The 12,807-nt window shown below is 58.1% G+C and carries 10 protein-coding genes and 1 other RNA gene; all 11 read left to right on the plus strand.

Annotation, left to right across the window (positions count from 1 at the left end; genetic code table 11):
• Positions 1-56 precede the first annotated feature (56 nt).
• The 11 genes from E0E20_RS02835 (at position 57) to lepA (ending at position 12,806) form a co-directional block, all read left to right on the plus strand.
• Entirely contained in the window at positions 57-1,064 is a 1,008-nt protein-coding gene (locus tag E0E20_RS02835; protein WP_130836576.1) for a deoxyguanosinetriphosphate triphosphohydrolase, read from the plus strand.
• Positions 1,065-1,085: 21 nt separating this feature from the next.
• The gene (dnaG, locus tag E0E20_RS02840; protein ID WP_130836577.1) at positions 1,086-2,882 is read left to right on the plus strand and encodes a DNA primase; all 1,797 of its coding nucleotides are present in this window, start codon (positions 1,086-1,088) and stop codon (positions 2,880-2,882) included.
• Entirely contained in the window at positions 2,875-4,137 is a 1,263-nt protein-coding gene (gene rpoD / locus E0E20_RS02845; protein WP_242622631.1) for an RNA polymerase sigma factor RpoD, read from the plus strand. The genes dnaG and rpoD overlap by 8 nt, the downstream gene beginning before the upstream one ends.
• A 1-nt stretch (position 4,138) precedes the next feature.
• Positions 4,139-4,906, plus strand: a complete 768-nt coding sequence (locus tag E0E20_RS02850; RefSeq protein ID WP_242622651.1) for a tRNA (adenine(22)-N(1))-methyltransferase — start codon at positions 4,139-4,141, stop codon at positions 4,904-4,906.
• Between the two features lie 3 nt (positions 4,907-4,909).
• Entirely contained in the window at positions 4,910-5,692 is a 783-nt protein-coding gene (locus E0E20_RS02855) for a Nif3-like dinuclear metal center hexameric protein (RefSeq protein ID WP_130836580.1), read from the plus strand.
• Positions 5,693-5,750: 58 nt separating this feature from the next.
• A complete protein-coding gene (locus E0E20_RS02860; protein WP_130836581.1) occupies positions 5,751-7,403 on the plus strand; it encodes a nucleoside kinase in 1,653 nt (550 codons plus the stop codon).
• 86 nt (positions 7,404-7,489) lie between these two features.
• An RNA gene (gene rnpB / locus E0E20_RS02865) (RNase P RNA component class A) lies at positions 7,490-7,860 on the plus strand.
• 116 nt (positions 7,861-7,976) lie between these two features.
• Positions 7,977-9,182 (plus strand): CobW family GTP-binding protein, encoded by a 1,206-nt coding sequence (locus tag E0E20_RS02870; protein WP_130836582.1) that lies wholly within the window; start codon positions 7,977-7,979, stop codon positions 9,180-9,182.
• Positions 9,183-9,236: 54 nt separating this feature from the next.
• Positions 9,237-10,223: a TIGR03943 family putative permease subunit gene (locus E0E20_RS02875; protein WP_130836583.1), complete on the plus strand. Its 987-nt coding sequence runs from the start codon at positions 9,237-9,239 to the stop codon at positions 10,221-10,223.
• 176 nt (positions 10,224-10,399) lie between these two features.
• The gene (rpsT, locus tag E0E20_RS02880) at positions 10,400-10,663 is read left to right on the plus strand and encodes a 30S ribosomal protein S20 (RefSeq protein WP_130836584.1); all 264 of its coding nucleotides are present in this window, start codon (positions 10,400-10,402) and stop codon (positions 10,661-10,663) included.
• Between the two features lie 325 nt (positions 10,664-10,988).
• Positions 10,989-12,806, plus strand: a complete 1,818-nt coding sequence (gene lepA / locus E0E20_RS02885; RefSeq protein ID WP_130836585.1) for a translation elongation factor 4 — start codon at positions 10,989-10,991, stop codon at positions 12,804-12,806.
• The last annotated feature ends 1 nt before the right edge of the window (position 12,807 follow it).

A 12,807-nucleotide genomic window follows, 5' to 3' on the forward strand; every position in this document is an offset into this window, starting at 1 on the left:
CGGGAATGCCCGGCAGTCCGTCCGGACATCGGAAGTGCGATGGGAGGGTATGGATATTGACGATCCGGGAAGAACTGGAACTGAGAGAAAAAGAAATCCTTGCTCCTTGGGCTGCGTTTTCGCGGCAGAGCCGCGGACGGCGCTTTGCGGAGGAACAGTGCGATATCCGGCCGGTCTTCCAGCGTGACAGGGACCGGATTCTTCACTGCAAGTCGTTCCGCCGGCTGAAGGATAAGACACAGGTCTTCATCACGCCGGACGGCGATCATTACCGGACGAGGCTGACGCACACGCTGGAGGTTTCGCAGAATGCGCGGACCATTGCCAAGGCGCTTCATCTCAACGAGGACCTGACGGAGGCGATTGCCCTCGGGCATGATCTCGGGCACACGCCGTTCGGCCATGCGGGGGAGCGGGTGCTGAACCGCCTGTATGCGGAGGGCTTCGACCACGCGGAGCAGAGCCTCCGGACGGTCGATGTCCTTGAGAAGAACGGGCAGGGACTGAACCTGACGTTCGAGGTGCGGGACGGCATTGTGAATCACCAGACGAAAGGGAATCCCTGCACGCTCGAGGGACAGGTCGTCCGGCTCTCGGATAAGATCGCGTATTTCCATCATGATATGGACGATGCGATCCGCGGCGGCATTCTGACGGAGGATGACGTACCGGAGGAGATCGCGGATGTTCTGGGGCATACGCTGAACGACCGTCTGGATCATTTTATTCATGACATCATCACAGCCAGCGCGGGACGGCAGGAGATCCGGATGTCGGAGGAGACGGGGGCGGCGATGAAGAAGCTCCGTGCGTTCATGTTTGAGCGGGTCTACACGAATCCTGCGGCCAAGGGCGAGGAGAAAAAGGCGGAGCAGCTTGTGGAGACGCTGTTCTATTATTACGTGCAGAGCGATCACACAGATCAGCTTCCGGATTATCTGCGGGAGCTCATGGCCTGCGGAGACAGCCGGGAGCGGGTGGTCTGCGATTATATCAGCTCGATGACGGATCGCTTTGCGATTGCGAGATACAAGGAGCTGTATGTTCCGAACACGTGGCAGTAAGCGCGGAATGGGAGGGTCTGTTTGTATTATCCCGATGAGATACTGGAGCAGGTGCGGGCGGGAAACGACATCGTCGACGTTGTCGGCAGCTATGTGCATCTGAAAAAGCAGGGGGCGAATTACTTTGGCCTTTGCCCCTTTCATAATGAGAAATCCCCCTCGTTCTCCGTATCTGCGGACAAGCAGATTTTTTACTGCTTCGGCTGCGGCGCCGGCGGGAACGTCATCACCTTTCTCATGAAGTATGAAAATTACAGCTTTCAGGAGGCGGTGAAAGCGCTGGCGGAGCGAGCGGGGATCCGTCTTCCGGAGGCGGAATACGGCGAGGAGGCGAAAAAACGGGAGCAGCACCGGCGGGAGCTCTTTGACATCAACCGCGAGGCGGCCACCTATTATTACCGGATGCTGCGTTCTCCGCGAGGCGCGGCCGGCATGCGCTATCTGGAGGGGAGGGGGCTCACGGCGGAGACGATTCACCGCTTCGGTCTCGGCTTTGCCGATGGGAGCGGCTCGGATCTCGTGGCCTTTCTCCGGAAAAAGGGCTTTCCGGACGATTCGATACTGGAATCGGGCGTCGCGGCCTACGACGAAAAGCGAGGGCTTCACGATAAGTTCTGGAACCGGGTCATGTTCCCGATCATGGATGTGAACAGCCGCGTCATCGGCTTCGGCGGCCGCGTCATGGGAGACGGCAAGCCGAAGTATCTGAACTCGCCGGAGACGCCGATCTTTGATAAGGGCCGGAACCTGTACGGCCTCCATCTGGCAAAGAGAAGCCGGACGGAGCAGTTTATCCTCTGCGAGGGCTATATGGATGTGATTGCGATGCATCAGGCCGGTTTTCCGCAGGCGGTCGCCTCGCTGGGGACAGCCTTTACCAGCGGGCAGGCGAGCATCCTGAAGCGCTACGCCAAGGAAATTCTCCTGTCCTATGACAGCGACGAGGCGGGAATGCGCGCGGCTCTCCGGAACAACGGCATTCTCCGTGAGGCGGCGCTGCGGTCGCGGGTTCTGGATCTCCGGCCCTATAAGGATCCGGACGAATTCATGAAAAATCTCGGGGCGGACGAGTTCCGAAAGCGGATCGATGCGGCGGAAAACAGCTTTTTTTACGAGCTGCGGATGCTGGAACGGAATTTTGCGATGGACGATCCCGCGGGACGGACGGATTTTTGCCGTGAGGCGGCGAAGCGTCTCGGCGTCTTCGAGGATGAAATCGAGAGGGATAATTATATCGAGGCGGTAGCCGCCCGGTATTTTATCGATAAGGGCTCGCTCCGGCGCATGGTGGGTTCCTACACGGAGGCGGGCGAGCTGATCCGGGCTCCGGAGCGACCGAAGCCCGCGGCGCCGCGGAAGAAAGAGGGCGGAATCACGCCGGAAACCCGGGCGCAGGCATGGCTCCTTACGTGGATGGCGGAGGACCGGGCGGTATTCGCGCAGGTTTCAAGGTACATTCGGCCGGAGGATTTCGCAGAGGGGATCCCGCGCACGGTGGCGGAGCGGTTTTACGCCGATCCGAAGCCGGGCAGCATTGCCGCGATCATCAGCGTTTTTCCGGAGGAAAGCGAGCAGAACCGGGCGGCAACGCTGTTCAACAGCCGCTTTGAGCTTCCGGAGGGCAGAGAGAATCAGGAGAAAGCGCTGCATGATGTGGTGCTCTCCGTCAAGCAGAGCAGCGGGCGGCGCCGCGCGGCGGAGCTGGCGGGCGATCCGAACGCGCTGCAGGAGATCATACGCAGCAAAAAGGAGCTGGAAGAGCTGAAGACGGCGGTCTTTTGCATTGATACGGAAAAAGGGAGAGAACAGGATGGATGAGCAGATGTTTGAGCAGTTTCTGAAAGCGCTGGACGAGCTTTTGAAGCTCGGAAAGAAAAACAGAAACGTGCTGGATCAAAAGGATATCGACAATGCCTTTGCCGGGATGGATCTGGACGACGATATGTGGGAAAAGGTCAACAACCAGATCGACAAAAACGGTATTGTGATCAGCCTGCCGGACGTGATCGACGAGAGCCCCTCCGATGACGAGCTGATGAACGAGGAGGAAGAAAACGAGGGCGAAAAGGAGCTGGAGATCGATATGGACGCCATGGCAGAGGGCGTCAATATCGAGGATCCGGTCCGGATGTATCTAAAGGAGATCGGCAAGGTGCCGCTCCTCTCCGCGGATGAGGAGATCGATCTGGCAAAGAAGATGGAAGCCGGACGGCTGGCAGAGGAGCTCTCGGCCAAGGGGATCACGGAGACCGCGGGGGGCAGCCCGGAGGGGCTTGAGCTCACGGAGGAGGAGCTCGAGATCGTCCGCGATAAAAGCAGGGAAGAGCTGGCTCTCATGCAGTCCCGCGGAACGGATGCAAAGAACCGGCTGGCAGAGGCGAACCTCCGCCTTGTGGTCAGCATAGCGAAGCGTTATGTCGGCCGCGGCATGCTGTTCCTCGATCTGATTCAGGAGGGGAATCTCGGTCTGATCAAGGCGGTGGAAAAGTTTGATTACCGCAAGGGCTTCAAGTTTTCGACCTATGCGACATGGTGGATCCGGCAAGCCATCACCCGCGCCATCGCGGATCAGGCGCGGACGATCCGGATTCCGGTGCATATGGTGGAAACCATCAACAAGCTGGTGCGCGTGAGCCGTCAGCTCCTGCAGGATCTCGGCCGCGAGCCTACGCCGGCGGAAATTGCGGCCGAAATGGGGATCGGCGAGGAACGGGTCCGCGAAATCATCAAGATCGCGCAGGAGCCGGTTTCCCTTGAGACGCCCATCGGCGAGGAGGAGGACAGCCATCTGGGAGATTTCATTCAGGATGACAACGTGCCGGTTCCGGCCGAGGCGGCGGCCTTTTCGCTGCTTCAGGATCAGCTTCAGGAGGTTCTGGACACACTGACGGACAGGGAGCAGAAGGTGCTGCGCCTGCGCTTCGGGCTCGACGACGGGCGGGCGAGAACGCTGGAGGAGGTCGGCAAGGAATTCAACGTCACGAGAGAGAGAATCCGCCAGATCGAGGCGAAAGCGCTCCGCAAGCTCCGCCACCCGAGCCGCAGCCGGAAGCTGAAAGACTATCTTGACTGATATGACGCAGATGCCAAAGCTGTCAGCCCGTCTGACAGCGATTGCGGAAATGGTGACGCCGGGAAGCCGAATCTGCGATGTGGGCTGCGATCACGCGCTCACGTTGATTTATCTGGTGCTCTCCGGCAGGGCGCGCAGCGCGCTTGCCATGGATGTGGCGGAGGGGCCGCTTTACTCGGCAGAGGGAAATCTTGCGGCCTTTGACTGCTGGGAGGACGTGGAGCTCCGCCTCTCGGACGGCCTTGCCGCATTCCGGGAGGGGGAGGCGGACAGCCTCATTATCTCGGGGATGGGAGGGCTCCTCATGGTATCCATTCTGAGCGCCTTTCCGGAAAAAACGGCCTCGTTCCGGGAGCTGATTCTCGGGCCGCAGCGGGAATTCCGGCGGCTCCGCGAAAAGCTTCGGGAGTTGGGACTGGCAATCCGGGAGGAGAGGATGATCGAGGAGGAGGGGAAGTTCTATCCGCTTCTTCGTGTGAGTCCGGGCGGCCTGAGCGGCGCATGCACTGCGGAGGAGCCTCCTCTCCCGCAGAGGATACGGGATGAGTACGGCCCTTGTCTCCTTGCGGCGCGTGATCCGGCGCTGCGGCGTTATCTTCTGCGGCAGCAGAGGATTTATGAGGAGGTCCGTGCGCGGCTTGACGAGGGAACGCTGCGCAGCGGGCAGGAATCCGGGGCGGCTGCGGCGCGCCGGGAAGAGGTGCAGCGGGAGCTTTCGGATATCGGCCTTGCGCTCGGGTACTGCGGCGGGGCTCTCAGGGAGGACTGATCTATGCGGATGTCGGATATCATAGAGGAGATCGAACGGTTCTGCCCGGTGGATTTTGCCGAGGAATGGGACAATGTGGGACTTCTTGCCGGACGCGGCGACAAGGAGGTGCGGCGTGTTCTGGTGGCGCTTGACGCGACGGGAGGCATCGTGGAGGAGGCCGTGGCGGTGGGCGCGGATGCGCTGATTACGCACCATCCTCTCATTTTTCGCGGCGTGAAGAGGGTGAATGATTCGGACTACGTGGGACGCAGACTCCTGCGCCTTATTCAGAATGACATTTCCTATTATGCCATGCATACTAATTTTGACGTCATGGGCATGGCAGACGCGGCGGCGGACGACCTGCGCCTCTCGGATCGCCGGGTTCTCGAGGTGACCTACGAGGACGACCTGTCGAGAGAGGGCTTCGGACGGGTGGGTACGCTGCCGGAGCATATGACGCTCCGGGACTGCGCCGCCTATGTGCGCGATGTGTTTTCGATTCCTCATGTCCGCTTCTACGGCGATCCGGAGCAGCCGGTTGTGACGACGGCCATTCTGCCCGGCTCCGGGCGCTCGGAGATCGATCTGGCGATCCGGGAGGGCGCGGATGTCATGATCACCGGAGATATCAGTCACCATGACGGGTTGGACGCCGTGGAAAAGGGCATTGCGGTGATCGACGCCGGTCACTACGGGATAGAAAAAATTTTTATTCCGTACATGAAAGCGTTTCTGAACCGGGAACTCCCGGAGCTGGAGGTGCTGGAAACGCAACAGGGCGAGCCGTTTGCCGAGGCATAGCGAACAGGACGGACAGCCGCAGTGGGAAGACAGATCACATAGGAGAGGAGGGACGGCCATGCCGGCACTGATGATTGACGGTTTCACCCGCAGCTATGAGCGCGGAACAAGTTATGAAGCGATTGCCGGGGAGTATCAGGAGGCGTACCAGAACACCATCGCACTGGTATTCGTCAACGGGAAAATGCGGGAGCTGACAAAAAGAGCGGACCGCGACGGGGTTCTCAGCTTCATTACGACAAGAGACCCGATCGGCTACAAGACATTCTGCCGCACGGCGCAGATGATGCTGGTCAAGGCAGTCTGGGATCTGTGCGGTCCGGCGGTGCACGTGAAGATCGAGTTTTCGGTCGGAAACGGGTATTTCTGCTCCCTGCGCGGTCTGGAGAAAGAGGCAGATGAGGCTTTTGCCGCGGCGGTGGAGGAGCGGATGCGCGCGCTCCGCGACAGCAGGCTCCCCATCTCGAAGAAGACCTATCCGATCGACGATGCGATTGCGCTCTTTGACCGTCAGGGAATGCAGGATAAGGTAAAGCTGTTTCACTTCCGCCGCGGTTCCACGGTCAACGTCTACAATATGGATGGCTACTGCGATTATTTTTACGGCTATATGCTGCCGAATACCGGCTTTGTCCGGCGCTTTGCGGTGCAGAGCTACCGGGGCGGGCTGATGCTTGTTCTGCCGACGCAGCAGAATCCCGATGTGCTGGAGCTGTTTGCGGATCAGAGGAATCTGTTTGAATCGCTGATGCTCTCAACGGAGTGGGGCGAGCTGGTGAATATTTCGACGGTCGGCGATCTCAACGAGCAGATCTGCCGCGGCAATATCAGCGACATGATTCTTGTGCAGGAGGCGCTGCAGGAGCGGCGCATCGGCGATATCGCAGAGACGATCTACGGGCGGGAGGACGTGCGCTTTGTGCTGATCGCCGGCCCGAGCTCCTCCGGCAAAACCACGTTTGCGCATCGTCTGTCGATTCAGATGCGCTCGTTCGGCCTCGCGCCGCACATCATCAGTCTCGACGATTATTTTGTGAACCGTGAAAAAACGCCGGTCGATATCGACGGCAATTATAATTTTGAGTGCCTTGAGGCGATCGATCTGGAGCTGTTCAACGCGGATATGATGGATCTGCTCGAGGGAAAAGAGGTCGAGCTGCCGTCCTTTAACTTCAAGACAGGGCGCCGGGAATACAAGGGGAACAGGCTGAAGCTCGGGGACGAGGATATTCTGGTGATTGAGGGAATCCACTGTCTGAACCCCAAGACGACAGCGCTGCTGCCGGACGAATCGAAATTCCGGATTTATACGAGTGCGCTGACGACGCTGAACATCGACGAGCATAACCGGATTCCCACCACGGACGCGCGTCTCCTGCGGCGCATGGTGCGCGACGCGAGGACGCGGAGCCGCGACGCAAGGCAGACCATCGGAGGATGGCAGAGCGTCCGGGAGGGGGAGGAACAGTATATTTTCCCCTATCAGGAAAATGCGGACGCCATTTTCAATTCCGTGCTGATCTATGAGCTCTCCGTGCTGAAGCAGTTCGCGGAGCCGCTGCTGTTCAACGTGCGGCAGGGGGAGCCGGAGTATTACGAGGCGAAGCGCCTTTTGAAATTTCTTGACTATTTTGTGGGTGTGGACACGGCGGCGGTCCCCACAAACTCCCTGTGCCGCGAATTTGTGGGAGGCGGCTGCTTCCCGGTGTAAACGGGGAAATCCGCGGAGCGTCGGGTAGGGGATGAGTGAAGGCGCAGCTTGACAAATGTCAGCTTTCTGACTAAAGTTAATCGCGGTGAGTCGGATGGATGATCGCGGCTGCTGGTCCCGAAAGGGCGCAGGCGAGGAAAGTCCGGGCTTCACAGGGCAGGATGCCGGCTAACGGCCGGCGGAGGCAACTCCCGGGAAAGTGCAGCAGAGAACAGACCGCCGTCATGGGCGGGTTCAAGGCCCGTCCATGGCGGTAAGGGTGAAACGGCAGTGTAAGAGACTACCGGCCGGGTGGCAACACGCGGCGCATTGTAAACCCCATCCGAAGCAAGACCGAACAGAGAGCAACGGCCGGCCCGGCCACGCTTTCAGGTGGGTCGCTTGAGGCGGGCGGCAACGTTCGTCCTAGATAGATGATCATCCTCGACATAACCCGGCTTACAGTCCGGCTCACCGTTTTTATCTGCGGAGAAAGGGAAAGAGGCCCCTGCCGCACGGCCTTTTATAATTCCCTGTCAGCACTGAGGTTTTCGTAAAGAATATAAAGTTTGAAGTTGCGGCGTGAGGTTAGCTATGACAAAGATTGATATTATTTCCGGTTTTCTCGGAGCCGGAAAAACGACACTGATCAGAAAGCTCCTGAAAGAGGCGCTGGCCGGAACCAAGGTTGTTCTGATCGAGAATGAGTTCGGTCAGATCGGCATCGACGGTGGGTTTCTCAGAGAATCCGGAATACAGATCCGCGAGATGAACGCAGGCTGCATCTGCTGCTCTCTGGTGGGTGATTTCGGGGCGTCTCTGAAAGAGGTCATGGAGCAGTATGCCCCGGAGAGAATCCTGATCGAGCCCTCCGGCGTCGGCAAGCTGTCCGACGTGATGAAAGCGGTGAACGAGGTGACGGGTGATGCGGCGATGGAGCTGAACAGCGCCGTCGCGGTGGTCGACGCCACCAAGGCAAAGCTGTACGTCCGCAATTTCGGAGAGTTTTTCATCAACCAGATCCAGCACGCAGGCACTATTCTTCTCACCCGCACGGATAAGGCTTCCGAAGAGGAGATCCGGACGGCGGTCTCCATGCTCCGTGAACACAATCCGGAGGCGGTGATCATCACGACCCCTCTTGACGAGCTGGACGGGAAAATGGTTCTCGACACCATTGAAGGCAACAACGACCTGCAGAAAAGCATGATGGAGGAGGCTCTCGCAAAGCACGCAAAGGATGAGGAGCAGCATCATCACCATCACCACGGCGACGGGGAGGAATGCGGCTGCCATCATCACCACGGGGAAGAGAGCGGGCGCTGCCATCATCACGGCGATGAGGAAGAGCATGACCATCATCACCATGAGGAGGATGAGCGTGGGCACCACCACGATGATGAGGAAGAACACGGTCACCACCATCACCATGAAGAGGGAGAGCACTCTCACCACCACCATCACCGTCATGGGGAGGCGGAAACGGACGGACACGGCGTTCGTCATCACCACTCTGAGCACGATGCGGACGAGGTGTTCGGAAGCTGGGGGATGGAGACACCCGCAAGGTATACCAGAGCGGAGATCGGGAGCTTTCTGGCCGCGCTGGAGGATGGCAGCTATGGCTCTGTTCTCCGTGCCAAGGGGATGCTTCCCGCAGAGGACGGTTCGTGGCTCAGCTTCGATTATGTTCCGGGCGAGAGCAGCGTCCGGGAGAGCCCTGCGGATGTGACCGGAAAGATCTGCGTCATCGGTACGGATCTGAACGACGAGGCGCTGGACAGACTGTTTGAAAAATAATTCACGGGGATATTGCTTTGCCGGCAGAGATCCGGCAAAGCCGGGGCAGCGAATATGAAACCTGTATATGTAATCAACGGCTTTCTGGAGAGCGGAAAAAGCTCCTTTTTTGCCTATACGCTGGGGCAGCCCTATTTCCGGACGCGGGGCACGACGCTTCTTATCACCTGCGAGGAGGGAACCGTAGGCTATGGGCCGAAGCTCCTCGCCGCAACGGATACGGTCCACGAGGAAATACGGAACGAGGAGGACTTCACTCCGGCCGTGCTGATGGCGCTGGATGCGAAATATGATCCGGTCCGGATTCTGATTGAATGGAACGGAATGTGGAATTTCCGCAATTTCAGGCTCCCGAAAAAGTGGACGCTGGAGCAGCAGATGACCACGATCGACGCGCAGACGCTTCCGATGTATCTGAGCAATGGCGATCTGATGTCCTTTCTGACAGAGGAGATCCGGGCGACCGAGCTGATCATGGTGAATCGCTGTGACGGCATTGATAAAAAAACGCTCATCGGCTACAAGCGGAAGCTGAAAGCGGTCAATCCGGAGGCGTCTTTGATTTTTGAGGACAAGGACGGGGAGGTGGACACGGCGGAGGCGGAGGATCTGCCCTACGATGTGCACAGCGATCCGATCCGCCTCGAAGGGCTGGATTATGCCATCTGGTTTCAAGATGTCATGGAGCATCCGGACTGGTATGAGGGAAAGCGGGTGAGCTTCCTCGCACAGGCGATCTTCGGAGGAATGCCGGACGGCTTTTTCCTTGCAGGACGTCCGATCATGGGGTGCTGTATCAACGATATCCGAATTTTCGGCTACCCCTGTCGTTACAGCAGAAAGCCTGCGGTCAAAGAGGGCGACTGGGTGCGTGTCATCGCGGTTGTGAGAGCCGGCGGTCTGTGCGATAGAAAGCCCCGGTCGCTTCGCTTCGGCTACTATGATGCGGTGCCGGGCGAGGGAATCGTTCTTGAGACCGAAGAACTTGCCGTGGTTCCGGCCCCGGCGGATCCGGTTCTGGATTTTACCGCTCCGCAGTGAGTGCGAGAAAGTTTTTTCGGCGGTTTTCCGGGGCGGCTTTTCAGTGATAAAATGGTTTGACAACAGAGGAGCGATACCGTACAATACATCCGTATGTGTCTTCAGGACGAAAAAGCGTGTCTCCGCACCTGAGACCAGAAATATAATCGAAGCATAAGTATGGAGGAAAGTGCGAAATGGCAAATATCAAATCCGCCAAGAAGAGAATTCTGACCAACGCTAAAAAAGCAGAGCAGAATAAAGCCGTGAAGACCGGCGTTAAGACCGCGACGAAGAAAGTGACCGCGGCGCTTGCGGCAGGAGACAAGGATGCGGCGAAAGAGGCGCTTGTCTCTGCAGTGTCCAAGATTGATAAGGCGGCATCCAAGGGTGTTCTGAAGAAAAATACCGCATCCAGAAAGGTTTCCCGCCTCTCTGCGGCAGTTGATAAGCTGAGCTGATTCCGATACCGGACAGAGTGCAAGGCAGGTGATCCCATCCCTCTATGGAATCACCTGCCTTTTTCCGCGTAAGCTACGAGCCACGGACATTTGACCGCACATGCCCCGTGCAGGCTTGCCTGCGGACGGGCGAATGTGCAGTAATGTATCAGCGGCGACAGCCGCGATGAGCAGGAGCGGCTCGCATCTTTGCGCGCCGGCGCAGAGATTTTTCACACGGCTATTTGTGCCGAAGCCCAAATAGCCCCTGATCGCGGCCGCAAAACCGCCTGCGCGGATTTTGCGGTGCGTACCTCGCACAAAGTGCTTCGGCATGGTGATTTTTATGATATCTGATTTCCAAAAGCATATTCGTAATTTCTGCATCGTGGCGCACATTGACCATGGCAAATCCACGCTGGCCGACCGCATGATTGAGATGACCGGCGTGCTGACGCGGCGCGAAATGCAGTCGCAGGTGCTTGACAACATGGATCTGGAGCGTGAGCGCGGCATCACGATCAAGTCTCAGGCCGTCCGTCTCGTCTATCATGCGAAGAACGGTGAGGAGTATATTTTCAATCTGATTGACACGCCTGGCCACGTCGATTTCAATTATGAAGTCAGCCGCTCGCTGGCGGCCTGTGACGGCGCGATTCTGGTTGTAGACGCGACGCAGGGAATACAGGCCCAGACGCTTGCGAACTGTTATCTTGCGATTGATCATGATCTCGAGGTCTTTCCGGTCGTGAACAAAGTGGATCTTCCCTCGGCCCGCCCGGACGAGGTGCGGGAGGAGATTGAGGATGTTATCGGTATCGAGGCTGCGGATGCGCCGCTGATTTCCGCCAAAACAGGGAGCGGCGTGGATGAGGTTCTGGAGGAGATCCTCCGCCGGATTCCCGCGCCGGACGGAGACCCGGAGAAGCCGCTGAAAGCCCTGATTTTTGACTCTCTCTATGACAGCTATAAGGGAGTTGTCGTTTTTGTGCGGGTTCGCGACGGCGTGCTGAAAAAGGGAATGAAAGTTCGCATGATGGCGACCGGCGCACTGCAGGAAATCGTGGAGGTTGGGTATTTCGGCCCCGGGCGCTTTATTCCCTGCGAAGAGCTCCCTGCGGGAATGGTCGGGTATTTTACCGCATCCATCAAAAATATCCGCGATTCCCGGGTCGGCGATACCGTGACGGACGCTTCCCGTCCCTGCGAGACAGCCCTCCCCGGCTACAAGAAAGCGCAGCCGATGGTTTACTGCGGGATGTACCCCTCCGATACGCAGCGCTATCCGGACCTCAAGGATGCGCTGGAAAAGCTTCAGCTTAACGATGCCGCGTTGACCTTTGAGCCGGAGACCTCGCTGGCGCTCGGCTTCGGGTTCCGCTGTGGCTTTCTCGGACTTCTCCATATGGAGGTGGTTCTGGAGCGTCTGGAGAGAGAGTATGATCTCGATATCATTTCCACCGCGCCCGGCGTCGTATATAAAGTATTCCGGACGGACGGAACCATGATCGAGCTCACGAATCCGGCGAATCTCCCCGATCCGTCCCTCATTGAACATATGGAGGAGCCGATCGTCAGTGCGGAGATCATGGTCACGACGGATTATATCGGTCCGATCATGCAGCTCTGTCAGGAGCGCCGCGGCCGCTATCTCGTCACGGATTACATTGAGAAGACCCGGGCGATTCTCAAATATGAGCTGCCGCTCAACGAGATCATCTATGATTTCTTCGACGCGCTGAAATCCCGCTCCAAGGGATATGCGAGCTTTGATTATGAAATCAAGGGTTATGAGACTTCCTCGCTTGTCAAGATGGATATTCTTGTGAATAAGGAGATGGTGGATGCCCTTTCCTTTATCGTGCATGCGGATGGAGCGTATGAGCGCGGCCGGAAAATGTGCGAAAAACTGAAAGAGGAGATTCCGAGGCAGCTCTTCGAGGTGCCGATTCAGGCGGCTGTGGGCGGCCGCGTCATCGCCCGCGAGACAGTAAAGGCGGTTCGGAAAGACGTTCTCGCCAAGTGCTACGGCGGCGATATCTCCCGTAAGAAGAAGCTGCTTGAGAAGCAGAAAGAGGGAAAGAAACGGATGCAGATGGTAGGAAATGTCGAGATTCCCAAGGATGCGTTCATGAACGTTCTGAAGCTGGACAGCGGGGACTAGA

The organism is Lachnoclostridium sp. Marseille-P6806, from assembly GCF_900625025.1.
Taxonomy (GTDB): domain Bacteria; phylum Bacillota; class Clostridia; order Lachnospirales; family Lachnospiraceae; genus CAG-791.